The following is a 26407-nucleotide window of genomic DNA, read 5'->3' as shown; positions in this document are numbered from 1 at the left end:
GTTCCCCGAGCAAGTACAGACATTAACGCAAGCGTTACTGAACGACATTTTTGCCATTGGTTGACAAGGTTGTGCTCCGAAGAAATGCGTTACCCACCAATATGTCTTATCGCCAAGAAACAGTAAACGGAACTCATCATGTCACGATCCAAAACGCGATGGTCACAGTAGTGATTGATGATATGTTTAAATTTTCTCATTGAGCTTACGCTTTGGACAGGTACGCATGGCAAATTTAATAAGACGACGGGTATTGAAAGCATGGGTCGCCAGTGTTTTGTTGTCTTGCGTTCCGCTGAATTTAATGGCGCAAGAAAAACGAGCGGCAGGAGAAAAGCCTGAAATGAACATGGAACCACTGATCTCGGCACTGCAAGCCACGAACAAACCCGTCTGTATGAAAGTTGCCGACGCCCTTTCGACTCAGAATCAAGAAGGAACAAGCTATGACTTGCATCTGCGCAGCGCAGATCTGAACCTTGAAGATGTCACAGCGATCGTCAAAGCTATCCACGCCATTGACGAAAGCGGCAATGCCAAGCTTCGATCATTGAGCATGAGTTATAACGGTAACATTGGCGATGAAGGAATGACCATCCTAGCTAAGTACTTACCGCGCAGCGTACAAGAAATTGGTTTGGTGAGATGCAATATTGGAGACAAAGGCGCACAAGCGTTGATTTCGTGGATGGCAGATGCCAACGCACTTGGCATGCTGTGTGTGGAAGAGAATGCGTTTTCTTCAGCGATGAAAATTCAGATCAAACAAGAAGGAAAAGGGCGTCGAATGATGCTTGTAGTTTAGAGTATGTTCCTTGTTTTCCCTTTGAAATAGAAAAACCAGCCACTCACTCGCTAACGTGCGGTTACGAATAAATGGCTGATATTACTCAGTAGAGAAGCGTAGCGTGTCTTTAATTAGTCGCAGTCAAATCTTTGTAAGCTGCCGGCACATTCAAGTTAGGGTGAACCCAGCCGAACAGTGCGTAGCCTGTAAACTCAGGCATCTGTACTTTGGCAACGGTTTCTTCTAGTGTTAAACCTGCATCAATCGCCGCTTGAACCTGATCTTTAATGGTTTGAAGATAATCGACATGCCATTGAATATCTTCACGCTTCATTGGCGAACCATGGCCCGGCACAACCGTTGCTTCTTTCGGCAGGAATGCCATGACTTTCTTCAGAGAATCTAGCGTTTCCAGCAAGTGACCATCAAGCAACCAAGGTAGAGAAGGTTTTACCGTCACAATGGGGTTACCAGACCAAAGCGTTTTAGATTCAGGCTCCCAAACAAACAGATCACCGCCTGTTTGTGCAAAGCCGAAATCGATAATCTCGACTTTCTTGCCACCCAGATCGATTTCGATGTTGCCGCCATTACCCACCAAGATATCGGCTTTGGTTGGAACCACTTCTTCAATGCCACGACCTTTGCCGAAATTCTGCATCATAAATTGAGTGTCGTGCTCAAAATGTGTTTGGATATAATTCTGAGTGACTTCGTGTTGGATGATGCGCGTCTCTTTCGGCAGATACATGTTCCCGTAAGAGTGATCGCCGTGGGAGCTGGTATTCACCGCATAAATAATGGGCTTACCCGCTTCTTTCTTTACCATTCCCTGAACTTGTTTGTTCAAGCGCTCATTGAGCATGGTGTCGATAATCAGCACGCCTTTTTCACCCACGATAAACCCGCCGCTGGTGGCAACAGGTAAACCTTGTATTTCAAGTTCTTTGGCGTCAGAGGGGTAATAAGCGTAAACGCCGTTATCCAGTTTCTCTGCAATAAGTTGGATTTTGTTTGCGTCCCAAACAGGTTCGTTTGCGGTGACGGCAAAGCTTGAGAGCGAGGTTGTCACGGCAATGGATACCGCAATCATTGTTTTTTTCATCATTTGATCCTATCTCGTTAACTGCTTCCTTGAAATTCACATTCAGTCTATGAATGCTAGGATGGATAATAAACTCTACTTTGAGTAAATTAGTGTTCTCTAATTGAGAACAATCAAAACAACGATTATTAAAACGGCGGGGCAGGATGGATAAGTTCACGAACATGGAAACTTTCGTGCGGGTCGTTGATGCTGGCAGCATCAGTGGCGCTGCTGAACGTATGAATCTTGCAAAGTCTGCGGTCAGTCGTCGCCTAAAAGAGTTGGAAAATCATCTCAATGCACAGCTTTTCCATCGCACCACGCGCAGCATGAGACCGACCGAAACGGGTTTAGCTTTTTATGAACATTGCCTGCGAATTCTTGAAGATGTTCGCGAAGCGGAAGAAGTCACATCAGAGGCACATTGCGTGCTAAAAGGGCCATTGAAAGTCGCCATGCCATCCACCTTTGGGGTGTTGCACATGGGCGCGGCCATCAATGACTTTTTGAAACTGCACCCGAATGTTGAGTTTGAACTCGACTTCAATGACCGCCAAGTTTCCTTGATTGAAGATGGCTATGACCTTGCTATTCGCATTGCCGAACTGCCAGATTCAACCTTACTTGCGCGCAAACTCGCCACGGTTAAACACGTACTGTGTGCCAGCCAAGACTATTTAAAGCAGCACGGCACACCGACGAACGTTTCAGATCTGTCTGATCACCACTGCCTAGTTTACAGCTTGAGCAAAGATGTCGGTCATTGGAATATTGAGATGCCAGACGGGAAATCACAGAAAGTGAAGATCAATCCGGTATTGAAATCCAGTAGCGGCGAATACTTAATAACGGCGGTTGAAAATGGGCTTGGCATTGCGCATCTCCCCACCTTTATTGCCCAAGAGAAAATCAACAATGGCTCGGTGGTCACAGTATTGCCAGGTTGCGCGTTCAGAAATATAAACGCTTATGCGGTGTACCCACAGACCCGCCACTTATCGCGCCGTGTAAGAACGTTTATTGATTTTCTTGCCGAACGATTTGATGGTATTCCGTATTGGGATAAAGGCGAGTATTAGAATAGATTGGGAGGGGATTTTATCAATGAAGCTTAGGCTCATTACACGCAATTAACAGTGGGTTGAATATCATCTTCCCCTAAAATCTGACGACAATGCCTAATTGTTAAAATTCGAATCTCGTGGCTTAAGCTGTAAATGATACGGTAGTGCCCAAAAATGATTTCTCGGCAATTTGTATACGGGATTTCCAGAACGAAACGCCCATTTCTGGCGTATTTCCCAGTAATTCTGTCTTGTTGAAAACGTCATTTACCCACTCTTACTGATAGAAGTTTGCCCCGCTTGGCTTTTGTCACCCCCACCTCAGACAAAGTTTGATCAATATCACTAACTGAGTAGGGGACAAATGCCGTAAAATGGCGGGCTATTTCTTTGCTTGAGCCGTTTCTATTCATGACTACAGTCACAACGCCTACCAACTTTGCAGAACTTGGCCTTATTTCACCTTTGTTAGCGCGACTAACGGAGCTGGAGTACCAGCAGCCGACGCCGATTCAAGCGCAAGCTATTCCAAGTGTGCTAGCGGGGCGTGACCTGATTGCAGGTGCGAATACCGGCTCGGGTAAAACCGCCACGTTTGCTTTGCCAATGTTACAGCAGCTTTTCGAACAACAAAGTGCTAGTAAGTCATCGAACAGCAAAGGAAACTTTGTGAGTGGGCTGATCTTGGTACCGACTCGCGAATTGGCGAAGCAAGTTGCTGACAGCATCAAATCTTATGCAGTGCATTTTAATGGCGCGATTAAAACCGTGGCTGTTTTTGGTGGTGTGTCTGCGAATACCCAAATGCTCGCGTTGCGCGGTGGCACAGATATTTTGGTTGCGACGCCAGGTCGCCTGCTGGATTTGATTTCTAGCAATGCCATCAAGCTTGATAAGGTTCAAACCCTTGTGCTTGATGAAGCAGACCGCATGTTAAGCCTTGGCTTTACCGAGGAACTCTCAGCATTGTTGGCGATGTTGCCGAAGAAAAAGCAGATCATGCTGTTTTCTGCGACGTTCCCCGAGCAAGTACAGACATTAACGCAAGCGTTACTGAACGACCCTGTTGAAATTCAAGTACAAAGTGCCGATGCAAGTACCTTAGTTCAGCGTGTGTTTACCGTGAACAAAGGCGAAAAAACAGCAGTATTGGCGCATTTGATTCACGAGCATCAATGGCGACAAGCGCTGATTTTCGTCAATGCCAAGAAGGCTTGTGAACACTTGGCGGACAAACTTGCTAAGCGTGGTATTACCGCAGAAGTCTTCCATGGTGATAAGGGCCAAGGCGCACGTACTAACGTGCTTGAAGGGTTTAAATCTGGCGGTATTGACGTGCTTATCGCGACGGATATTGCCGCGCGTGGTCTCGATATTGAAAAGCTGCCAGTGGTGATTAACTTTGATTTGCCACGAAGCCCATCAGATTACATGCACCGTATTGGTCGAAGTGGCCGTGCCGGTGAGGTGGGTTTGGCGATCTCGCTTATTGATTATGACGATTATCACCATTTCAATATCATCGAGAAGAAGAACAAAATTCGCTTAGAGCGAGAACAAGTGGAAGGCTTTGAAGTCGATGAAGCTGCGATTGAAGCGTTAGCGGCGGTGGAAAAACCGATGGCTAAGCCTGAAGGTACAGGCAAGAAGAAACGCAAAAAACAATCGTTTATTCCAGAAGATGTTTGGTTGAGAAAATAGTCGAATAAAGCCAGGTAAGCGACAAGTAGCGACCTGAGAAAAACAAAGCCATCCGAGCCACTCGGGTGGCTTTTTTGTTTGGAGTGCTCTTCTTATTGATTTAGTCAGTTGTTGGCTCGAGGAAAGAGGGAATCGCCAGTATTTCATCGTTGATCCAGCGAAGAAGCATGTGTCCAAACTGCGTTGAGACATCCTCATCTGGGAAGTTTTCCATCAATTTCGCACCAATGTCATTTAACGTCTCACCAGCGCGCACATAACCAATGGCCTCAGACTCGATGGGTGAGAGACTTCTAAAGTGCGGTGAATGGCCTTTTCGCCAAATCAAAACATCAACAGGCTGTGGTAGCGGTTCAACCGTCGGCGGTGTTCCGTCTTGATCGATGGCATGCCAGATATCGAGCGTATTGAAGTGGAGTGTAATGATGCTGAGCGTCGGCACCGCGCGAAGACTGCCATTTTCAGGATTGTCACTGGCAATATGCTGCAAGTGTTCCAATGTCATTATTGCACTGTCTGTGCCATCAAAGGCGCGACGTAATGTCCAATCTAAGTTGGCGAGCTCTGCTACCTCCAAATCAGCAGCGAGTTGCTCTGCCAAATATTGCGGAAACTCTTCGCCGTACAATCCAATGTTGTTGTAAATCGAGGTATGGTTTTGCACATAACGAGCAGTGAGTTGATTAAACCAATCATCACCTAGATAGGTAACGGTATGCCCGAAGGTGTCTCTCAGTACGTCGATCAGCCTTACGCGGTAGGCATTGTGATAAATCGCCAAGCGCTCTTTAGAGGGTAAACGCTGTGCAGATTGGTTAACCCAATTGGCATCAGCGCATTGCTCATCTAAGACAACGCGCTGAAAGCTGTTTTGAATATCTAACAGAGTCATGCGACACCTTTTTTATTCACTACGTCATTCGCGATAGATCGGGCGATATTTAATTCTTCAATCAATTCTGCGAGTGGCGGAATATTGTCATCACGTTCGATCATTGTCGGCGTATCACCAAAGCGCTTAAGGGCTTGCTCATATAACATCCAAACGCCGTCACAAACAGGATGGTCATGGGTGTCAATTAAATGATCTTCATTATTTAAATGACCCGCTAAATGAAATTGTTGAACACTGCCAACAGGAATACCATTAATGAAATCAGTTGAAGAGAAGCCGTGATTAAACGCACTGACAAAAATATTATTAATGTCGAGCAACAGTTTGCAGCCGGTGGTTTGGCTTATTGCTGAAAGGAAATCCCACTCAGTCATTTCAGATGCGGTGAATTCGACGTAGCTGGACACATTTTCTAAAACGAGCGGGCGCTGCAAAACGTCCTGAGCGTGATGAATGTTCCGAACGACGACATCTAATGCTTCTTGCGTGAAGGGCAATGGCATCAAATCATGTAGTTTGCGCCCATGAACGCCACTCCAACACAGATGATCAGACACCCACATTGGTTCAATGCGTTGTTCAAGGGTTTTAAGTTTGTTGAGGTATTCTTTATCCAGACCATTCACTGAACCAATGGACATGGATACGCCGTGCATTGCCATGGGGTAATTGGCACGAATGCGGTCAAGCATAGCCAACGGCTTTCCGCCGTTGACCATGTAGTTGTCAGAGATGACTTCAAGCCAATCAACCGGCTGAGGTGCAGTCAGAAAATCGTTGTAATGCTGAGTGCGTAGTCCTAGACCAAAGCTCGAAGTCATGTCTCTTCTCCAACCGATTACTTGATATCAGAGATGGTGCCGCCAGCATCTAGGCATTCTTTTGCTTTCATGCCTTTGAAGCCGTGGCCTGCGCAGTTGTTTTGTCCCTTACACGCGTTTTCTGCGGTTTTACAATCAGAGTTACCTTTGCAAGAGTGAACGCCGTAGCAGTGAACTTTATCACCCGCGCCAATTGCAGCGCCTGAGCTACCTGCAGGTGATTCAGCTGCAAATGCGCTGGTGCTCATTGCCAATGCCAGTGCAACAGAAGCAAATGTGGCGCTCTTTTGAATCTTATCCATGCGTATTTCTCCAATATATTTGTATGAATCGGTAGGCAATAGTGTGTTTTAAAATGAATTAAATAGGAGTACTGCCACCTATGTTTTACCGTATGCTGAATCTCTGTTAATAGAATAATTAAGTCTATTTCGAGTTCCTGAAAAAAGACCCATGGCGCTTAGGTTTTATTTCAATGAAGGCGAAATAAAGTAAGAAAAAAATTCAAATGTATGTTTTTAAATGAGAAATATTTTAATGTTAATTTCGGGAGAGATGCTTTCGAACAGATGAAAATTTTATTCAAACTTTTTGGCCTCTAAAGTGAGAATAGAGTATTGAAGGCAAGGCTAGGAGATTTATTGAATATACTTAATCTACCTAGCTGCCAATTTAAATTTTTTTGTGAAAAGCGGATGCGTGATGGGATTTTCTTTTAAATAGGTGTGGAATCAGAAACTCACTGATTTACGGGCTATTTCTTGAAGCGCATTAAACGTCTCAAAACGTTGGTAATGAAGTGTTTGGGTCGCACCTTTTTGAGGGGTGAAGTGCGCGGTGAAGTGCGACATGTTTGCCATAGCAGCATGTATATCAGCGTGAATGCCTGCGGCGACGCTGCCGAGAATGGCAGAACCGAGCAAAACAGGTTCATCTGTCGCTGGCGCGGTCACTTCACGGCCTGTGGTATCGGCCAACAGTTGACGCACAAAATCGCTTCTTCCTGCTCCTCCGCTTATCACAATACGTTCAATCTTCGCACCTGCTTGGTCTTGTGCTTCGATGATTTGGCGAAGCCCATAACCAATGCCACAAAGACCGGCAACGTAAAGTGCAATCAGGCTATTAACGCCATTTTCTAACCCTAAGCCTGAGATCACAGCGCGGGTGTGTGGGTCGGCATGGGGCGCGCGATTACCGAGAAATTCAGGAACGACATGCAGCCCCTTTGCGAGTGCGGCTGAATTTGATTCACCACCTAATCGCTGTTCGGCTTGTTCAATGAGCCATTCAACAAGAGATAGTCCAGATTGCGCGGCGTGTTTCTCTGCCGTGGTTCTGTAGGGGTGAAACGCCAATAATGCCTCTATGGCGGCACCGGCGGCAGATTGACCGCCCTCGTTGAGCCAAAGCTGAGGCACCATGGCGGAATAGTAGGGCCCCCAAACGCCCGGAACAAATACAGGTTGTTGGGTAGAGGTCATGGTGCAAGATGATGTGCCAAACACATAAGCGAGGTTTGCGGTCGCGCCGCCGCCATTTTCAACGCCAATCGAGCCGATACCGCCTGCATGAGCGTCGATCAAACCCGCGGCGACGGGCGTTCCTTCACACAACCCAAGCGCTTCAGCCGCTTCTTTGCTGAGTCCGTTTCCTAAAGGCGCTCCTGCTGACACCACGTGAGTGCCAATGCGTCTAAACCCTTCATCAGACAATGCACCAAGCCCGATGGCGTCGAAATAGCTTTTGTCCCATGAATCCTCATGAGCCATGTAAGTCCATTTGCACGTTAAGGTGCAGACGGAGCGTGCCAGATCGCCCGTTGCACGCCACGTTAAGAAATCGGTTAAATCCATAAATTGCCATGCTTTTTCAAACACGTCAGGGCGATGTTCTTTCAGCCAAAGCAGCTTAGGGGTTTCCATTTCCGGTGAAATTCGACCGCCGACATAATCAAGCACGCGATGACCAATGCCATTGATGCGATCTGCTTGTTCCAGGGCGCGATGATCCATCCACACCATGATATTGCGTTCAGGCAGGGAGGGGTCGCCAACAGGCAAAGGTTCACCGTCTTTGCCGAGCACCACTAACGAACACGTCGCGTCAAAGCCAATGCCGACAAGGTGTTCAGCAGCAATGCCCGAGGTGGATATTGCGCTGCGCACGGCGGTGACAACGGCTTGCCAAATGTCGTTGCTGGATTGCTCGACGATGTTGCCTTCATCTTTGAAAATCTGAATATCGCACTTATCTGTGCCGATCAAGTCGCCATCGGTAGAAAAAATGCCGGCACGTGCGCTGCCTGTGCCCACATCAATACCTAAAACGTATTGCGGAGTATGCGTTGATTCGGTCATGGTGTTAGCCTCCGCTCGCGCTACAAATCAACGCTGTTAGGCAAGATGACCATGTCTCGAACCACCACGCCGGGTGGTCGCGTCAACATGAATAAAACCGCCTCTGCGACTTCTCGTGGTTGCATGAGTGAGCCGTTGGCTAAGGCTTCTTCCATCTTCTCTTTTGGCCAATCATCCAGTAAAGCGGTGACCACTGGGCCCGGAAGCACGGCGCCCATGCGAATGCCATGTTCAGACACCTGACGGCGTGTGGAATGCACGAACGCCTGAACCGCAAATTTTGAGGCGGTATAAATCGGTTCCCACACAACAGGTACAACGCCAGCCACAGAACTGGTAAAGAGTATGTCACCAGATTTACGCGCAATCATCGCAGGCAAAACAGCACGAACGCTGCGAAATGCCGCATTGATATTGAGGTTAAGCACGCGATCCCATTCATCTGGGTCGCCTTCGGCAGCAGCACCGCCGACATAAGCGCCGGCGTTAGCATGGAAAATATCGAGATCGCCAACCAGTGCGTGAATGCTATCGCCCAGTGCAGAGACTTGGGCGTTATCAAATAAATCCACCACAAGCGGTATTGCGTTCTCGCCCAACTCTTCACAAAGAGCGTTGAGCCTGTCTTCTGCGCGATCAATCAGAACAACACGCGCGCCTTGCTCAATTAAAATTGTTGCGCAAGCCAGACCAATTCCGGAGGCTGCGCCAGTAATAGCAGCGGTTTTGTTGACTAAAAGATTATTCATTTTCAATCCTTTTCTGACTCTGTTTCGGCGTTCAAGCGCGACCGTGGCTCGCACGGGATTTACGGGCGAGTGAGTCGACGATAACTGCAATGGCGAGTACCGCACCGGTGATCATGTAACGTAGGGATGAACTCAGATTGAGCAGGGTTAACCCGTTTGAAATCGCCATGATGACAAGCACGCCCAGCAAGGCTGACCATGCAGAACCACGACCACCAAACAACGATGTACCGCCGATGACCGCCGCCGCAATGGCATTAAGGTTGACATCGCCAGTGCCGGCTTGTTGGCTGGCAGATGCCAAGCGAGAAGCCGCGAACACGCCACCCAGTGCCGCAAAGGTTGAGCAGACGATAAACGCCGACATGCGAATTTGTTGCACCTTGATGCCTGAGCGCCTTGCCGCTTCTGCGTTTCCGCCCACTGCAAACATCGAGCGTCCCCACTTGGTGCGTGTGAGCGCGTAATCCAGGATCACCACAAACAACACGAACACACCAAACATCCATGGCACGCCTCGGCCAAGTTCGAGGTAAAACACGGCAAAGACCAAACATACCGTCAGCACTGCCGCTTTGAGCAGCGGAACACTCATACCCGCCGATGACAGATTGGCGGCGACGCGGCTTTTGTTGTTGCGCAGCGCGCTAACAATGATCACCACCCCCGGTGTTAATGCGACCAAATAGGAAAACCAACCCGGCATGATCATGATTTGACCAAAACGCACCAATGGCGAGGTAAAGGGCAAGTTGATCGAGCCTGTTGGCCCAAGAATATAAAGCTGGAAACCGAGCAGCGCGAGCAGGCCTGACAAAGTGGCAACAAAGCTCGGCATATCGAAACGATTTCGCAGAAAACTATAGATTGCGCCAACGGCTGCGCCCGTTAACAGCGAGGCGAAGATGGCAATCGGCAACGCAAAACCCGCGTTTACCCAAAGTACGCCAATGAGCGCTGAGGATAATCCGCTCATCGAACCAATCGAGAGGTCGATTTCGCCCAGCAAGAGCACACAGACAACACCCAACGAAATCAATCCCACTGCGGCGGCATCAAACAGCAAATTGACCAAGTTGTTCGGGGCAATAAAGACCGGATTCAGCGTGGTGAACACAGCCGAAATCAACACAAGGCCGATAACAACAGGCAGCATGCCTAAGTCACCAGAGCGTACACGATCGATAAACCCGCGAAACGCACCCGCGATGCCACTGTCATAGCGGACACGAGAATCTGCACGGTCAAACTTGGGTAGCGGTGCATTGGACTGTTCATTGTTACTCATGAGATGTCCTCCCCAGCAGCGGCTATTTTGGCCTCACGACGGGAGACAGAGTTTTCACTTGCCCCTGTGATTGCCGCCACAAGTTCTTGATGAGATGTTTCTGCGGTGAAAACGCCATTGTTCTGACCAAGCCTTAACACGACGATGCGATCGGCGACGGCGCGAACATCATCCATGTTATGGGAAATCAAGATAACGCCGTGTCCACGCTCGCGAACACGTTCTATCAAGTTCAGCACTTCTGCCGTTTGTGCAACGCCCAATGCGGCGGTAGGTTCATCCAACATGATGATCTGAGGGTCTAGCAACAATGAACGGGCAATGGCGACGGTTTGTCGTTGGCCGCCAGACAACGAGGCGACAGGTTCGCGAACAGATGGAATACGCGCCGCTAACTCTTGCAACAGCGTCCATGCACGCACTTCCATTTGCACTTCGTCCATGCACCACGGAGACACTTCGTGTCCGAGAAAAAGGTTGGAAACCACATCGAGGTTTTCACACAGCGCCAAGTCCTGAAAAACCGTGGCAATGCCAAGCTCCAAGGCTTCACCAGGGGTGTCTAATGACACTTCTTTACCTAGATATTTGATGGTGCCTGAAGTGGGCTGGTGTACGCCCGCCAAGACTTTCACCAGTGTAGATTTGCCCGCGCCATTATCGCCAACCAAGGCGACGACTTCGCCAGCATGGACATCAAGGTCGATGTTTTCCAGCGCAGTAACCGCGCCAAATTGCTTGCAGACGCCACTAAGGTTAAGGATTAACTCTCCGCGACTCGCGATTGAATGTGACTGCTCCATGCTCTTCTCCACCTAAGTAATGAGAGCGCGCCGCCAACGTTCTGGCGGCGGCATGTGTGATGATGAAAACGATGGTGTGATAAACGCTAAGGCGTGATGCCAAGCTTCGCGCATGCGGCTGCATACTCTGCTGTGCAGACGGCACTTGGCGATTGAATGCCCGCGTCAAAGATCTCTTGTTTGATGTTCGCTTGTGTCACAACAGCAGGGACAAACAATTGAGATGGTGTGTTGTAAAGCGACATTTCAGCCTTTGGCGTGTCGCCATTCAACAAGGTAACGGCGACTTCTGCAGCCGCGGCGGCAACAATTTCAGAGGGTTTTGAAATGGTGTTGTATTGGTCGCCCGCGATAATCAATTGCAGTGCTGCGATGGTGGCATCGTTACCCGTTACAGGAGGAAGGGGGCTCACACCTGCGGCTTTCAGTGCGGCAATCGCGCCACCACCTGTGCCGTCGTTAGCCGCGACAATACCCGTGATTTTGTCACCAAATCGCGTGATTTGACCCGCAGTCCATTCTTGCGCTTTTGGTGGTGCCCAATCTGGCGTATCAAATTCTGACAGGGTAACGTATGGCGATGCGTCTAGCGCACGGTCGATGCCATCACGGATTAAACCCGCAGCAGCATCAGTTGGTGAACCGTTGATTTGTAAAACACCAGCACCTTCAGGAACGCCGGATAGCTTAAGTTGCTCGACCAAAGATTGTGCAATAGCATAACCGATGCCTTCGTTGTCAAATGACACGTAGAAATCAGCCGGGTAATCGGGGATAGGGCGGTCGTATGCGATAACTTTGACACCCTGAGATTTGGCGATTTGCACTAACGCTGCAGCGGCAGAAGAATCGACAGGATCGAGCACGATCACTTCAGCACCTTGCGCAATCACTGAGTTGAACTGTTGTTGTTGCAGCGCCACATCGGCGTTGCCGTTTTGATAAATGAGTTTGCAGTCGGGACAAAGTGCGTTCATCGCAGTTTTAAAGCCCGGCCAATCGTGTTCTTCATACCGGGTGGATGCTTGGTCTGGCATTAGGAAAGCCACAGTTTGAGCGATGGCAGCAGAAGCAAACAGGGTTGCTGCGACACTAGAAAGTGCGGCTATCTTAGTTAACTTGGTCATTTTATCCTCCGTAATGCTGAGTATGCGCAGGAGCTTTTTGAGGATGATTGCACAAACAATCACCGACTACTCTGAACTTCCTATTCGATTAATTAGCCCAGCGATTCCTTAACTAAGCGATCAACTAAACGAGAAAGAAGATGTTTTCGAAGTACAAAACCTTCTGCACTGTCGATATTGAACGGCCTCTCAACGGACATTGATAAGCTGCTCAATCGATTGTGCATCTTTGCACCATCGTTTAAACTGCGTCAACATCTTGTTAACAACTCAGTGTGAAATTTAACCATCATGGTTTGTTTTTCTCAGAGTTGAGCCGTTTTCTCACCTTACTGTGGCGAATAAGAACAGAATGAAAAAAGAGACGAAACGAACAACCATCTATGATTTAGCGACCCGCATAGGCGCTTCACCAAGTTCGGTAAGCTCAGTATTGAACGGGACATGGAAGAAGAGACGGATCAGTGCAAAGCTCGCCGAACGTGTGTTGCAGTTAGCAAAAGAAGAAGGCTATGCGGTGAACGCCCAAGCCAGCTTGCTGCGGCGTGAGCGATCAAACATTGTGGGTATGATTGTTCCGAAATACGACAATCGCTATTTCGGTGACATTGCCGAAAAATTTGAATCCATGGCGCGTTTGCGTGGGCTTATTCCTGTTGTTACCTGTACCCAACGAAGCCCTGATCTAGAGTTTGATGCTGCGCGCGAGCTGGTTTCCTATCAAGCTGAATGCCTGATTTCAACGGGCGCGACTGACCCAGACCGTATCTCCGATTTTTGCCATGCGGCAGGCGTTCAATCCATCAATATGGATTTGCCCGGTAGCAAAACAGCGTCCGTGATTTCAGATAACTATGCGGGGGCGTTTGAGCTGACGCAGTTGATTTTGGATCGCTGTGAGCGAGAACTTGGTTGGGTTGGCCCACTGCGTTTTGTTGGTGGGCGACTTACCGATCACAACACGGCAGCGCGTCTTCAAGGTTTTCTCGCCGCGCAGCGCGAACGCGGTATTGCTGTGCCAGACGACTACGTGATGGCAGAGGGCTATTCCGCCAAGAAAGCAGAACAGCTGTTGGCAAACTTTCAACCCACAGGCGCGACGGGCTTGTTCGTCAATTCAACCATTTCTCTTGAAGGTGTAGTCAGTTGGCAAAGTGGCTTGCCGGACGGTGGCGCAATGATTCGCTACGGCTGTTTTGACTGGGACCCGTTCGGTTCATTTCTTCCTGGCAACGTAGGCATGGTAGAACAAGATGTCGAAACCATGCTCGCCAATGTGTTTAACCTGGTAGGTAAAACAGAATCAACGACAGAACTGATTAAAGTGCCTTGTAAGCTGAGGGTGTTTGGTCCGTGAAACCATGCAAAGTCCTTTAGTCACTATCTTGTTTGACACTCACATATTCAACGGTGATATCTCAGTAAATAAACTGATTGAGGTCGGTTGCAATGGCTTTTGACCAAAGGGCTCTTAAATACTGTTCTGGGCTGTCTTTATACAATTTCCAGTTGTGATAAGAAAAATCGATGGCAACCCGCTCAGCCTCATCTTCCGGATCAGAAAATATGACCTTCATGTATTCAATCTGTTCGTTTGGGTTGTCGGCGATGGCGATGGAATACACCGCGGTTACAGATGTTAATAAAACACTCTTGGCATAATCAAAGCGGTCAATTTCAGCATACTGTTCATCAGATAACTCAGGATGGTTGGCGTCGTCGTAGGTTTCATAAGGCCGATGATGCTCGTCCCATGGGTAATCTTTATCTTCTGTTAAATGTAACATTGCAAGTTCTGCTATGCGTAATTGCTTGTTAAGTTCTGAGAAATATTGAGTTGAATCAGTGGTCTGAGGCGTAGGTTCAGCACATGCAAATAATGGGAAGAAGAGTATTAAAAGGTATTTTTTCACGTCTGATGTCCTTATCTAGTCGCACTTATACATTTGCCTACCAAAAAATGGCCGTCAAACAAAGTGGTCATATAAGCACCGACTCAGAGAATGTTCAATAGCCATGGTTGGGACTAGCCATGGTTAGGACAGCCCTCCTGGAGTGACCTACGTTAATGGCGGTTTAGTGCATTTTTTATCGTGATCTTCATAAGAACCGATCAGTTTCCATGACGCAGGTTCTGCGTCGAAAGTGAGAGGTTGATATTTTCCGTTAGCGGCTGTGGCTCGAATCGTATCAAGCCTGCAATCACGATCAGAGAACACGCCACAAGCTCAAAGTAGCTAATAGATTGACCAAGAAGCATCACACTGAAAAGTAATGCAAACACGATTTCAAATGTGCTAATCATTGTTGCTTTTTCTCCTCCGATAAGAAGGCTTCCTCTGACAAACAGGTATTGAGGAATGGCGGCAGAAAACACGCCTAACCCTAGAATAAGCCAGCTTTGTTCCGCGGTGACTGGCAAAACGATCGTCGGTTGTATCATCCCTACCAGCGGCACAATCACAATCATATGCCCAGCCATCGCAGCACTCATTCGTTCACCCACCTTCAGTGGACGCACTGGACGAGAGAAATAGTTAATCACCAAGGCATAAGACGCGGGCGCGACGAAGCAAAGTAAGACCTGCCCCACAGAGGCATTCGATGCTCCAAAAGAACCCTGCATCAATGACACCGCGAGACCAATGATCCCCGCTGCAATCATGCGATTTCGGGTAATGGCTTGGCCGAAACATAGCCAGCCGAGCAACATCGCGAATAAGGGGTACGTGTAGTAAATCATAATGACAGAGGTGGGAGATACCCAATGCAAGCTTTCAAGAAACGCCAGCATTCCTACTCCTGAACATGCCCCCACCGCCATACTTCTTAGATATTCGGAGCGATTGTGTTTCATCGCCCCTAAATAGGGCAAAACGAATAACATGGGAATACCAAACCGAAACAATGCAACCACTTCAGGTGAAAATCCTTGTTGAAACAATAACTGGGACAGCAACGGATTTAGTCCAAACCCGATTGCCGCGCCAATCATCATCACTGTTCCCATGTCATTATTCCCATCATTCCCTTAGCGGTGAACGTTTATTCACCAAGACTCAATGGATCATAGCGATACTTCCGTCATATAATTAATGAAAATCACGCGTTACACATGAAGAACTCTCATCTATGCGATTGGACATTAAGCACTGGAAGCTATTGGAAGCCGTCGGGAAACATGGAAACTTAGGGCGCGCAGCAGAGGTCATTGGTGTTACGCAATCCGCCCTCAGTCACCGTCTTGCTGAGGCAGAGCGACGTTTAGGTAACCCCATCTTTGAACGAGATGGACGCAGATTACGACCCACACCAGCAGGGCATGCATTAATACAAGCAGCGCAAGTGCTGCTACCTGAATTGGCGCGTGCGGAAAAAGATTTTGAGCTGACAGCGCAAAACGCCAATCACCTCGTGAAAATAGGTATTGCGGCATACAGCGCTTACCATTGGGTTCCCGGTTTTTTAGCGTCTCTTCCCGTGAAACGCGAGAAGCTACAAGTCGACTTTGTTGCAGCAGCAACACGCGAAGCAGAAAACACATTGCTCACTGGCGCAACCGATTTGCTGATTTCCCCAGTGAATATCGACAACTCGGCGTTTTCATCCGTCCCATTGATTCAAGATGAACTCGTCCTCGTTACCCATCCTCAACATCCTTTCGCTGATAAGCCTTGGGTGATAGCACAAGACCTGTCAGACGTGGATTACCTCACCTACAGCCTTGATGCGTTGCCGGGGTTTGAGTACGAACGGTTTATCAAACCGTCCGGTATTCGCTTACGTCATATTCAGTCTGTCGAAATGACGGATGCCATTGTTGAAATGATCGCGGTTGACCTTGGGATCAGCATTCTTTCCAAATGGGCCATTACTCGATCTTTGAAGCAGGAACTGGTTGTCGCCGTGCCGTTAACGGAAAACGGGTTGCCGTTAACTTGGCATGTCTTAACCCGAAAATCAGACGCCAAGCACCCAGCCGTGCAATTAACGCTGAATGCGCTGTGTGAATGGTTTACTGCGAATTAGTTGCCTAGCTGGCTTGGGTTCATTTCTTGCCTGCAATGTCGGTTTGGTGAGCAAAATATGAAACCATGATCACCAATGCGTTAGGTTAGGGGAAGGGCCAATCGTGGTCTTTGGTCACCACAGATTATAAAGGCACGCTTCCATTAAGAATTTGGCTTCTTATGCTCGCGAGGGCGTCTAACACACCCGCTCTTCCGCCATGAGAGGCTTGGATGAGCTGCTCATTGAGCCATCGAACATATCGTCTTGTGTGTATCGTAGAGTGGATTTGGCCTGTGCTGACGTTGGGAACGCCGTACTCGGAAGCTAGCCATACGCCGTTTCTTTCTGAGTTAATGCCGATATTGAACCGTTCAAGAATCTCTCTTGCTGGTCCTGCTTCTCGCATGCCTTTGGGGATCATGTGATGCGCGTGATGACCGGGCGGCCTTGTCGCCACTGTTCGTTCAAGGTTCGCTGCAAGCACGTCGGCATCAGAAAGAGATCGGGTTCTAGGGCGTGTGGTTGTGCCTGTTGCTCGCGTGCCTTCAGGGGCAACATCTGGTCGACGATGACCAGATTGCGCATCAGAAAATTCTTCTAAAATCTCAAGACGCCTTGCCTCATCGCGGGTGAGATCGGGCGGTGTTTCAGGCTCAGTTGTCCGTCTTCTGCGCGTAGAGGGTGAACCTGAAGCACTTGATGACGATCCTGCTTCTTCAGCCACTTCTCTCGCACCACGTGTACCGCTTCCAAGCTGGGCAGAATGGGCCGTCATCTGCATGCCTTGTTGAGCAAATGGCCCTAGTCGACCAAGATCTAATGCCATGCCACCACCGCCACTCATCGCTGCAGCCCCTCGGCCTGACGCAACCACCGCTTCAGCGGGAATAGGTGCTAACACTCTCGTTGCGCGAGCGGGGGGAGTGGTCGCTCCCGAGCCCATTGTCGCTAAAAAGATCTCAGCTTCGCCAAATAGCCGCCCAATGTAGCGTGCTTGCTCTTCCGGTGACGCGGACATAAAGGTGTTCAGAATTTGGCGTCTATTTCGCCAGAAGGTAGAAATGGTTTGGGGTAGCTCCCCAATACTGCGAATAAAGCCGACGGGGTCTCTTACCATATCGATAAATGATGTTGCCATGGCGACGCCAGCTTGTCCCATGCCATGAAAATACGCGAAAATTTGGTCTCTAATCTGGCCTTCGGACAAATCCGTCCAAAAGCTTTGTCCGAATGTGAGCTCCTCCGGAGGCTCAAAATCTCGATAACTGCGGCTGTGAGTACGAAGTAGTTGGCGAAAGCGACGCCATCTCGGTCCTTCCAGCTCACGAGAAACAGCGGTAACACCACTGCGGAATTTGTATCCACCAAATGCGCCCGCATAGTAATGGCGATTATCTAAAGCGCGTAAGAACAACTCAAAGCGATATTGTGACGAGGTGTAGCGTTCAATAATCACGAGAATTTGCGCTTCTTCTCCGTCGCTAACGTGTGTTTCTTGAACCAAATTCATGATGCGTTGAATATCACGACGCATCGTATCTGGATCTGGTGTTTCCAAGCGTCGTCTTCGTGCTCGACGTTCTGCGGGTGTCGGTTCAGGCTCAGGTTCTGACGTTGTCATTCTTGCCAGCGCTTGTGATGCCATGTCGAGGTTTTCTTGCAATGCTTGGCGATCAATCGATCCCTCTGGAAAGTTTTCGATATAAACGAGCATGGCTTCAAGCAACCTTTCGACGGTCTCCACATCCAGACCTTCAAAATCTGACATCAAAAGTTGCTGCGTTAAGGACTTGTCGAAAATGTCTGCACGAATGGTCGATGGCGCGCCTGATTGCCATTGGAGAACATGAGCCAGTTCATGCGCGAGCGTCATGTTGGGTTGAGTTTCTACTTTTGAACTCAACCAAACATGATCTTCAATGGCAAAGGCTTTTGCGCCTAGCGCGCGCGTCGCCAAATCAGCGGTGCTGTTTTGATGAATTCTCACTTTGCTCAAATCTCGTCCCATACGAGATTCAAAGAAACCCCTTGTCGTGTTGGGTATGGCAACGCCTCCTGATGTGAACGACGACAGATGACCGTTTTGCCGAGACGGATCGGGCGCTTCATCGCGGGGCATGCTGAATGACGGTGACATGCGCATCGTGTTCTCGGCAATGTGGTCAGCCTCTTTTTCATAGTCTGATGTCGATTGACGACCGCTGAACATGTTTGATGTTTCGGGAGTGGAAGGGGAGACCGAAGGCATCGCCCTGTGTTGGGTGATTGGTCGCTGCGTCGTTTTGATAGCGCGAGAATGTATAGATTGAGAAGAAACAGCGCGCGAAGACTGAGGGAGCATTAGGCTCCTTTGTGGCGATCCATGATCGCTGTGCGGTTCTGATTGTGTTTTTTGAGCAAAAATTGGCACCCAAATCGCCTATAAAGGAAATGGCTATTTAAGGATATGCCATGCACTAAAATGGCATGTCTTTTATGTGGGCTTTTGTGGTGTTGTGGTTGGGCGTTGCATCGATACAGAAAACAGAGATGCGGGCTTTGTCATTGCGTTTGATGATGGTTTACGGTTGAGTGCTACGAAAAAAATATCGACCAACCGTTAATGCCGGATGTTTAGGCGACGTCTTTGAGTCAGAAAATGCATAATGATGATCATAATATATTGATTTTATTATATTTTATATCTCAGTTCTTGCTAGCCACTCAAAGGCTCGTAGCGGTTAACAATATGCAGGCCTAACGCATTTTCTTGAACTTCTAACAGCATCAAATCGCCTTGATAATGTGCTGTCCAAATTCGTTTTGGTACCACCATTCTGAGAGTGCCAAACGATTCATGTTCCAAGTATAAAACGTGCGTTTGTCCTCTGCTGAATACGCTCGTACGCTTTTCAACTACGGGTACAATAACTTCAAATGGTTCACTTGTTGGCGTGTAGAAAGAAAGAGTTCCTACGAAAATAAGGGATAGGCATGCGTACAAGTGCGGTCGTTGTCTTCTAATAAAGTGCCTGTCATCATCAAATTTTGTATATATCTTTAATGGGTCTTTTCGTCGATACAAAAAAAAGCCAACGAAAAGCCCTGTACCAAATGTCGTCAATACAACCTCAAACCCATGAAATAGCCTGTTGTCTACAGTTAAGCCTATCCATACAGTAAGGACATACAGCGTTATAAATAAAAGTAATTTTAGATTATCAGACTGAATAGCCACTGACTTGATAGGCACACTTGAGTAGATGAGGATTAACGATTGAGTGTGATGAGAAGCATATGACCACCGCGTCCTTTGCCATGCAACCTATCTAAGCTAAAACAGCTACGACATGATCGCTTTGCTTCTAAAAAGCGTTTTTTTGCACGAAAGGCAAATATGCTTGTAGCGAGTGTCTTCATGTACCGTTAACGGCTGAAAAATAACTTTATCAGAACTACAACTGTAACATTTGGCATTTTCTGGGTCATCCGCTTTGCACTCCGGATGTTTTGACAAGTACTCTGAAAGTGTTGGCAGTTTTTGCCAATCTTCATCTTGCGGCTTAGAGTAAAGTACAAAGTAATAGAAGGCAGCTGCGCCAACTAAAGCAAGTATCGAAACACCAACATCCATTTTCTCTCCAAAATATCCAAAAACATAAGTGTCTATTTTTTAACACCTCTAAGCTTGGGGTTCTCTTTCGTGAATGTGGAAATGCGACGTAATGTAACTTTTCTGCTTAGGCTCGAAGCCCTCTTGCAAAATGAATGCGATGCTAGAGTAAGCGTTCAGAGGCGATGTGATTTTTTAGCGCCAACGCACTTTGTGGAAAAAGTAGTGACTATCGTCTCGCTATATCAATCCATACGCCTTGAGAACGATAATACCCACTGTACATGTGACAGCAGAAAGCACCGTGGTAAATGCAATCATGTTAGCTGCCAGTACGGCATTTCCACCCATTGAGCGCACCATGACATAGCTGGCTGCCGCGACGGGAGAGGCATTCATGAAGAATAAAATGCCCAACTCTATCCCCCTGAAGCCAACCAAATAGGCCCCCAAAGTGATGAGGATCGGCGCAACAATGAGTTTGTAGCTACTGGCAAACCACGAAGGTCCTTTCTCTTTTTTCATCAAGCTAAAATTAAGCGAGGCACCCGTACATAACAGTGCCAAAGGAAGCGTCATTTTCGCCAAGTAGTTTCCTGCATCAACCACCACGTCGGGCACGGGTATGGAAAGCATGTAAAATGCCATGCCAGAAAGAATCGAGATGATAAGCGGGTTTTTGGTCAGGGTGCGAAACATCAATTTCGCGGTTTGTGCCCCAGATGCTGCCCCTTTGGGTGAAAGGCAGATAACCGCTTGTACGTTATAGATAAATGTCGTGACCGCCACATACAAGGCTGCCAATGCGACGCCTTGCGAACCATACGCGTTCGCTACAAAAGCGATGCCGATGATACCGGTGTTGGCACGGTAACTACCTTGAATAATCACGCCTTGGTGGGGTGAGTCTTTGAAGATCAATTTGACCGAGAGATAGGCAAAGATAAAAAACAGGATGCTGGCGATAATGCCGTAGTTTACAAACCCACTTGCGGCAGAGAAATCGTGCTCAGAGACGACAATACTTAAAAACAGCATGGTCGGAAGGGTCACTTGAAAAACGAGCTTTGAACCGACTTCGATGAAGTTGTCGTTAATAAGGCCGATACGTTTGAATATCACCCCGAGTATCAGCATTAAGCAGATAGGGCCGGTGATAGATACCGAGAATTGCAATTGGTGTAGAGCGTCTCCCATGAGCGCATCCATAACGAAAGAAAAGGAAACCTTCTGTCATCATACAATGAAATCACACATTATTGGGAAGCAGTTCAACCTCCCTTAAGCAGGGAGGTTGAATGGATAAGCTAATGTGCAGCGTCAGCAGTCAACATGGCAGGAGGGCTTCGGTAAGCTGCTGAGTGATTTAATACCCGCTCTACACAAAGACAAAGTCATCCGCAGTGATATCAGACACATTGGTGTTTTTAAACAAGACATTCACATAGTCATCAACGTATTCTCTCCCGCCAACCGAGTACGGACGGATCAGTTGTACTAGGGTGTCGCTGCCTTGCTGTGTGACGATGAAATCATCAAAATCAATTTTGTCGGCATTGTAATGAGAGAAAAGCACTTTATCGATGCCAACTTCGAAATCGGAAATCGTATCTGTTTCTACGATGCTGAAATCAACCTGATCATCATCAACAACAAACGTATCCGCGCCTTGACCGCCTGTCAGCGTGTCGAAGCCAACACCACCTTCCAACCAGTCGTTTCCATCTCCGCCATTTAGAGTGTCATTGCCTTTGCGGCCGATAAGCGTGTCATTGCCATCGCCCCCCACAATGTGATCGGCGTTGTTACGACCAATCAGCGTGAAGTGAAATTGGTCACCATTGAGATCGGCGAGATTGATGTTTTCTAGCGTGACTGACGCTCGGCTAGAGCCCTCTATCAACACGTCACTGCCGACTTGTGAAAAGAAGTCGCTAACGCTGTATATTCCATCATCGTCGAGGTGATGAAGACTCAAACTATCTAGCGCATGAGTGATTTCCACACTGTCATTATCTACTTCAAAGTCAGTCACTGTGTTGTGATATTGGCTATTTTGACTGCCATATTTTTCATAGTCTCCGACTTTAAACGTATCTTTTCCTGAACCACCCGTGAGTGTATTGTTGCCAATGTCTGCAACGAGCAGATCATCACCCGCGCCGCCGTCTAGTTGGTCGTTGCCGCCCTCGGCATAGAGCTTATCGTTACCCTCGTTACCGAATAGCGTGTCACTACCTCCTCCTCCCCAGAGTTGATCGTTACCCTTGCCACCAGAAACTGCGTCGTTGCCTGCGCCGCCATCGAGTGTGTCGTCACCGCCGTCACCTTCGATGATGTCGTTGCCTTTTTCTCCTGAAATTGTGTTATTTGCATCATCGCCAAGTAACGTTTCGTTTCCATTGTTGCCACGAATGACATAGGAAACTTGCTCGCTTTCAAACGAGGTAGCGTCGAAATTTTTCAGGACAACCTGGAAATATTCATTAAGTTCTAATACAGCTGCGGAGCCTACTTGCTTCGCGGTAATCATCGATAAATCAAAGCCGCTTAGATTGTAAGAGTTAAAGGAGATGGTCAATGTGTCTGTGCCAACGGTGAAATCTTCAATCTGCACAGTTTGAATATCAGTAGAGGTATCGGTGCTAGAAAAACGGATTTCTTGTCGTAGTTCGAAAGTGTCATTACCATCTCCACCCGCCAATATATCGTTACCGCCCCTGGACGTTAGGGTGTCATCACCCGCACCGCCATCGAAGTATTCAGCGTTATTCGTATTGTTACCGATTTTCTTTATGTTGATGGTGTCGTTGTTCGAAGCAGTAGAAAAGCGCCAGTAGCTATCGGCATAACTCTGCCAATCACCAAGTCTGTCTGAGTAGGTGTTTGCGCTCGTAAAAGCAAAATCTGAAGTACTGAGATCGGTCGCTTGGACCTTGTTTAGAATAATGGTCGAGCCATCTGACAGGGTTATACGTGTTGTGATGCCATGCTGCTCGATGATCAGATCGTCAATGCTGTTGGCGAGGCTTGTGTCGATGCTGATGGTATCGACACCTATTTCAAAATCAACAATGCGGTCATGACCAATGGAAGGGGTCTCATTAGGGATGACATCTTCGCTGCGTAAAATCGAATGCCCAAAATGAAATATATCTGCGCCGCTTCCGCCAATCAGAAGCTGGTCTTTGCCATTTCCTGACAAGTAATCGTTACCCGCGCCGCCGAAAAGACGTGTGCTGTCTGCAGTCGAGCCTTCGATAAGTAAAACGTCATCGCCTGTGCCACCTTGCAACGTGTCGTTTTTACCAAAGCTCACCAGCACATCATTACCGCTTCCGCCACTAACTAGGTCACCGCCAAAGCCTTCAACCCAATCATTGCCTGCGCCGCCAATGGCAACATCGGCAGTGTGTGCATTGGCGAAAATAATATCCTTGCCACCGGCACCGATGGCCAGTTCGCTGTCAATGATCGTATCGTCACCGGAAGCGCCATAAGCGCGATCATAGCCAGAACCACCATCTAGCGAATTATTGCCATTCCCACCGAGGAGTGTGTCATCGCCTTGGTCGCCGAAGAGCGTGTCATTACCGTCTTGACCATTGAGCGTGTCGTCGCCTTCGTTACCATAAAGCGTATCGTTACCTTCGCCACCATATAGGGTGTCGTTTCCTACATTGGCAAGGAGGGTATCATCGCCATCACCGCCATTCAGTATGTCATTGCCAGCGCCGCCAGTGAGCTCGTCATCACCTGAATCCCCCTCAAGCTGGTCGTCTCCAGCATCGCCAGAGATCTCATCGTTGCCTTCACCGCCGGAAATAAAATCGTCGCCAGCGCCACCATAAAGCTTGTCAATGCCATCTTCACCATGGAGCGTGTCATTGCCTCCGTCGCCATATAAGCGATCTGCACCGTCTCCGCCATGCAAGGTATCGTGGCCTTGTTCACCATACAAACTGTCATTGCCTTGGTCGCCGTAAAGCACATCGTTGTGCAGGCCACCGTAGAGATGATCAATTCCTAAACTGCCATAGAGCTCATCGTTTCCGCTCTCGCCATAGAGACGATTAAATCCATAGTAAGGGCTGGTGGGGGCGGTATCGGTCATGCCGTAGAGTTTGTCGTTACCATCACCACCGTACAGCGTATCAGAGCGCGAACCACCATAAAGCTCGTCATCGCCACCATGGCCATAGAGTGTGTCGTTGTAATCTAGCCCATAGATACGGTTATCGTTGTCGTCTCCGTGCAGGGTGTCGTTTTGGTCAGTGCCGATAATGTCTGAAGCAGCACGGGTTGTTGAGGCCGCGTTAATGACGTCGTTCTGCTGCTCATCGAACGTCAGTGAGAGTGAATTTGGCTCAGATAGATCTTGATCGTTGATGTTCATACCTTTCTCCGAGTGATGCGTGCCGCGTGGTTTTGAATGCGTTTTTGCAACCGACGCGGACGTTGATCCTGAAAAAGTGGCTGATAATTGTTGTTTGCCACTGCATCAATTAGAAGCAAGGATGGGGATGAAATCTGTACTAACTATTAGACAGCCGCGGGTTAGTGCCACTTTGGTTCACAAAATAAAGTAAAAATGAGGCACATGGTGAGTAGGGTGCTTCAACGACATTGAGTGAGAGAGGTGTGGGCTTTGTTTTTTAGTTTGATAATGGTTGTAAGGTTTTGGTTTCTTGGGGTGTATGTCCCGACTTCAACTGCAGAAGTGACCGCCTGTATGTCAGGGATCAGCCACATGAAGTTCCTGACGTTTGTTTTATCGTGGATAACGGTGACATTGCCTTACACCATTATCGCGGCTTACGCAGGCTCTATTAGCTCACTTGATAACCCTAAACCTGCAATTTTGACTGCCGTTGCACTCACGTCTTTCTTCTGGTGCGGCTGGCTACTGTTGAACCGTTATGGTTTTCGCAAAGCGGTTAATTCCGAGCTTTGATCGTTATATTGTTGGGGCTAGGGGAAGTGACAGCGTCGCTTTCCCCAATTAACTAACCAAACTCTTCTTCATGTTGTGGCTAACGACGTGATAACCCATGCTTGAATAAAGTGACTGAGCCGCAGAATTATGGCTAAAAACGTGAAGGCCAAGGCTGGTTGCACCAAGATCAGACGCTACCGTTTCAATGCAGCGAAGGGCTGATTTGGCGTAGCCTTTGCGGCGATAACCTTCGAATGTGCCTACACCATAGATAAACGCAGATTTCACCCCAAAATGGGTTTCAATTTTTACCCAAATGTAGCCAACGTTTTGGTTCGTCGCGCTTTCAATGATGTTGAACAAGTGGTCGTCTGGGCTGTTTAACCCCTCAGGCAAAAGGTGCGCATACACCTTTTTCGAGCGTTCCAATGCGTCGGATTTGTCCCACCGACCAGACTCGACATTGTCACGCGCGTAAGAGGGGATGGCGAATTGCAAATACTCGGAGAATGACGCTGAATCCATGGCTTCTAAAGAAACGTGTATACCATCCATTTCTAATGACTACCCTCGTAATAAATCATTGAATAAATAGTAAATAATTCTACCTGAATGGATAGAGTAGGAGCGTGCAGTGCTGCGCATTATTCGGTGAGCATATTCATGTTGAACGATTAAACCTCATTGATTCTTACCGAAATTGAGCTTTTCTTGTTCGATTTAGATACGATTGTTTGATCGTACATAAAGGGAATGGGGTAGTTGATGGAAATATGGATATTTCTCATCGTGTTGGTGTGCCTGTTTTGGCCTTGGCTCGCCTACAAGAAAAAGCGAAAAGCGCAGTTGGTTTTCATTGGCACATATCGTTTCAATTCGGCGATAAAGAAGAGAGTGTCGAATAGATATCCGCATTTGACTGATCGTGATTTGACGTTAGTGATAGATGGCCTTAAGGACTACCTTACGATCTGCAACCAGGCAAATAAAAAGCAGGTTGCGATGCCATCACAGGTGGTTGATGTTGCTTGGCATGAATTCATCTTGTTCACCAAGGAATACCAGCTATTTTGTGATAAAGCGTTCGGCAGATTCCTCCATCACACACCAACAGAAGCGATGAGTTCGCCCACGTCTGCTCAAGAGGGTATCAAACGCGCTTGGCGTTTAGCTTGCGCTAGAGATC

General features: G+C 48.0%; 23 protein-coding genes and 1 pseudogene. 7 read left to right on the top strand and 17 right to left on the bottom strand.

Annotated features, from left to right (window positions below):
* The first annotated feature begins 226 nt into the window (after positions 1-226).
* A complete protein-coding gene (locus A1OO_RS18575; RefSeq protein ID WP_241819182.1) occupies positions 227-805 on the top strand; it encodes a hypothetical protein in 579 nt (192 codons plus the stop codon).
* Positions 806-914: 109 nt separating this feature from the next.
* Here A1OO_RS18575 and A1OO_RS18570 read toward each other — a convergent pair whose 3' ends face one another.
* Positions 915-1892: an MBL fold metallo-hydrolase gene (locus tag A1OO_RS18570; protein ID WP_017004043.1), complete on the bottom strand. Its 978-nt coding sequence runs from the start codon at positions 1890-1892 to the stop codon at positions 915-917.
* 146 nt (positions 1893-2038) lie between these two features.
* Here A1OO_RS18570 and A1OO_RS18565 point away from each other — a divergent pair, with 146 nt between their 5' ends.
* Positions 2039-2953 carry a LysR family transcriptional regulator gene (locus tag A1OO_RS18565; RefSeq protein WP_017004042.1) on the top strand — a complete coding sequence of 305 codons (915 nt, stop codon included), beginning with the start codon at positions 2039-2041 and terminating at the stop codon, positions 2951-2953.
* A 41-nt stretch (positions 2954-2994) separates the two neighbouring features.
* Here the strand turns inward: A1OO_RS18565 and A1OO_RS23150 are convergent.
* Positions 2995-3212: pseudogene (locus A1OO_RS23150) on the bottom strand (type II toxin-antitoxin system RelE/ParE family toxin); the annotation flags it as partial.
* Between the two features lie 137 nt (positions 3213-3349).
* Here A1OO_RS23150 and A1OO_RS18560 point away from each other — a divergent pair.
* Positions 3350-4639, top strand: coding sequence for a DEAD/DEAH box helicase (locus tag A1OO_RS18560; RefSeq protein WP_017004041.1), 1290 nt, complete (start codon positions 3350-3352; stop codon positions 4637-4639).
* Positions 4640-4739: 100 nt separating this feature from the next.
* Here A1OO_RS18560 and A1OO_RS18555 read toward each other — a convergent pair whose 3' ends face one another.
* From A1OO_RS18555 to A1OO_RS18520, 8 genes are all read right to left on the bottom strand, one after another.
* The gene (locus A1OO_RS18555; RefSeq protein ID WP_017004040.1) at positions 4740-5531 is read right to left on the bottom strand and encodes an HvfC/BufC N-terminal domain-containing protein; all 792 of its coding nucleotides are present in this window, start codon (positions 5529-5531) and stop codon (positions 4740-4742) included.
* Positions 5528-6355, bottom strand: a complete 828-nt coding sequence (bufB, locus tag A1OO_RS18550) for an MNIO family bufferin maturase (protein ID WP_017004039.1) — start codon at positions 6353-6355, stop codon at positions 5528-5530. Before bufB ends, A1OO_RS18555 begins: the two co-directional genes overlap by 4 nt.
* Positions 6356-6372: 17 nt before the next feature.
* Complete coding sequence (gene bufA2, locus A1OO_RS18545; protein WP_017004038.1) at positions 6373-6657, bottom strand: BufA2 family periplasmic bufferin-type metallophore; 285 nt, start codon at positions 6655-6657, stop codon at positions 6373-6375.
* Positions 6658-7086: 429 nt separating this feature from the next.
* Positions 7087-8715, bottom strand: coding sequence for an FGGY-family carbohydrate kinase (locus A1OO_RS18540; protein ID WP_017004037.1), 1629 nt, complete (start codon positions 8713-8715; stop codon positions 7087-7089).
* Positions 8716-8735: 20 nt separating this feature from the next.
* Complete coding sequence (locus tag A1OO_RS18535; protein ID WP_017004036.1) at positions 8736-9464, bottom strand: SDR family oxidoreductase; 729 nt, start codon at positions 9462-9464, stop codon at positions 8736-8738.
* A gap of 31 nt (positions 9465-9495) precedes the next feature.
* Positions 9496-10752 carry a sugar ABC transporter permease gene (locus A1OO_RS18530; RefSeq protein WP_017004035.1) on the bottom strand — a complete coding sequence of 419 codons (1257 nt, stop codon included), beginning with the start codon at positions 10750-10752 and terminating at the stop codon, positions 9496-9498.
* Positions 10749-11555, bottom strand: coding sequence for an ATP-binding cassette domain-containing protein (locus A1OO_RS18525; RefSeq protein ID WP_016959576.1), 807 nt, complete (start codon positions 11553-11555; stop codon positions 10749-10751). Before A1OO_RS18525 ends, A1OO_RS18530 begins: the two co-directional genes overlap by 4 nt.
* 86 nt (positions 11556-11641) lie before the next feature.
* Complete coding sequence (locus A1OO_RS18520; RefSeq protein ID WP_017004034.1) at positions 11642-12682, bottom strand: ABC transporter substrate-binding protein; 1041 nt, start codon at positions 12680-12682, stop codon at positions 11642-11644.
* A 352-nt stretch (positions 12683-13034) separates the two neighbouring features.
* On the opposite strand from A1OO_RS18520, the gene A1OO_RS18515 reads away from it, so the two are divergent.
* Complete coding sequence (locus tag A1OO_RS18515) at positions 13035-14039, top strand: LacI family DNA-binding transcriptional regulator (RefSeq protein ID WP_016959574.1); 1005 nt, start codon at positions 13035-13037, stop codon at positions 14037-14039.
* 61 nt (positions 14040-14100) lie between these two features.
* Here A1OO_RS18515 and A1OO_RS18510 read toward each other — a convergent pair whose 3' ends face one another.
* Both A1OO_RS18510 and A1OO_RS18505 read right to left on the bottom strand, forming a co-directional pair.
* A complete protein-coding gene (locus A1OO_RS18510; RefSeq protein WP_017004033.1) occupies positions 14101-14595 on the bottom strand; it encodes a hypothetical protein in 495 nt (164 codons plus the stop codon).
* Positions 14596-14795: 200 nt separating this feature from the next.
* Positions 14796-15692: a DMT family transporter gene (locus tag A1OO_RS18505; protein WP_017004032.1), complete on the bottom strand. Its 897-nt coding sequence runs from the start codon at positions 15690-15692 to the stop codon at positions 14796-14798.
* Between the two features lie 122 nt (positions 15693-15814).
* On the opposite strand from A1OO_RS18505, the gene A1OO_RS18500 reads away from it, so the two are divergent.
* Positions 15815-16711 carry a LysR family transcriptional regulator gene (locus A1OO_RS18500; RefSeq protein WP_016959571.1) on the top strand — a complete coding sequence of 299 codons (897 nt, stop codon included), beginning with the start codon at positions 15815-15817 and terminating at the stop codon, positions 16709-16711.
* 124 nt (positions 16712-16835) lie between these two features.
* On the opposite strand, the gene A1OO_RS18495 is transcribed toward A1OO_RS18500, so the two are convergent.
* From A1OO_RS18495 to A1OO_RS18480, 4 genes are all read right to left on the bottom strand, one after another.
* Complete coding sequence (locus A1OO_RS18495) at positions 16836-19034, bottom strand: eCIS core domain-containing protein (protein ID WP_017004031.1); 2199 nt, start codon at positions 19032-19034, stop codon at positions 16836-16838.
* Positions 19035-20015: 981 nt separating this feature from the next.
* Complete coding sequence (locus A1OO_RS18490; RefSeq protein WP_017004028.1) at positions 20016-20306, bottom strand: hypothetical protein; 291 nt, start codon at positions 20304-20306, stop codon at positions 20016-20018.
* A gap of 219 nt (positions 20307-20525) precedes the next feature.
* On the bottom strand, positions 20526-21482 hold the full coding sequence (locus A1OO_RS18485) for an AEC family transporter (protein ID WP_017004027.1): 957 nt from the start codon (positions 21480-21482) through the stop codon (positions 20526-20528).
* A 181-nt stretch (positions 21483-21663) separates the two neighbouring features.
* On the bottom strand, positions 21664-24681 hold the full coding sequence (locus A1OO_RS18480) for a calcium-binding protein (protein ID WP_017004026.1): 3018 nt from the start codon (positions 24679-24681) through the stop codon (positions 21664-21666).
* A 354-nt stretch (positions 24682-25035) separates the two neighbouring features.
* On the opposite strand from A1OO_RS18480, the gene A1OO_RS18475 reads away from it, so the two are divergent.
* Positions 25036-25239 (top strand): hypothetical protein, encoded by a 204-nt coding sequence (locus A1OO_RS18475; protein WP_016959564.1) that lies wholly within the window; start codon positions 25036-25038, stop codon positions 25237-25239.
* 48 nt (positions 25240-25287) lie between these two features.
* Here the strand turns inward: A1OO_RS18475 and A1OO_RS18470 are convergent, their stop codons facing one another.
* Positions 25288-25776 carry a GNAT family N-acetyltransferase gene (locus A1OO_RS18470; protein ID WP_017004025.1) on the bottom strand — a complete coding sequence of 163 codons (489 nt, stop codon included), beginning with the start codon at positions 25774-25776 and terminating at the stop codon, positions 25288-25290.
* A gap of 210 nt (positions 25777-25986) precedes the next feature.
* Here A1OO_RS18470 and A1OO_RS23690 point away from each other — a divergent pair.
* A partial coding sequence (locus A1OO_RS23690) for a glycine-rich domain-containing protein (RefSeq protein WP_017004024.1) occupies positions 25987-26407 on the top strand: 421 nt, incomplete at its 3' end.

The organism is Enterovibrio norvegicus FF-33 (assembly GCF_000286835.2).
Taxonomy (GTDB): Bacteria; Pseudomonadota; Gammaproteobacteria; order Enterobacterales; family Vibrionaceae; genus Enterovibrio; species Enterovibrio norvegicus_A.
Note: the sequence above shows the minus strand (reverse complement) of the source record. Positions and strands in the feature narration are given on the sequence as shown.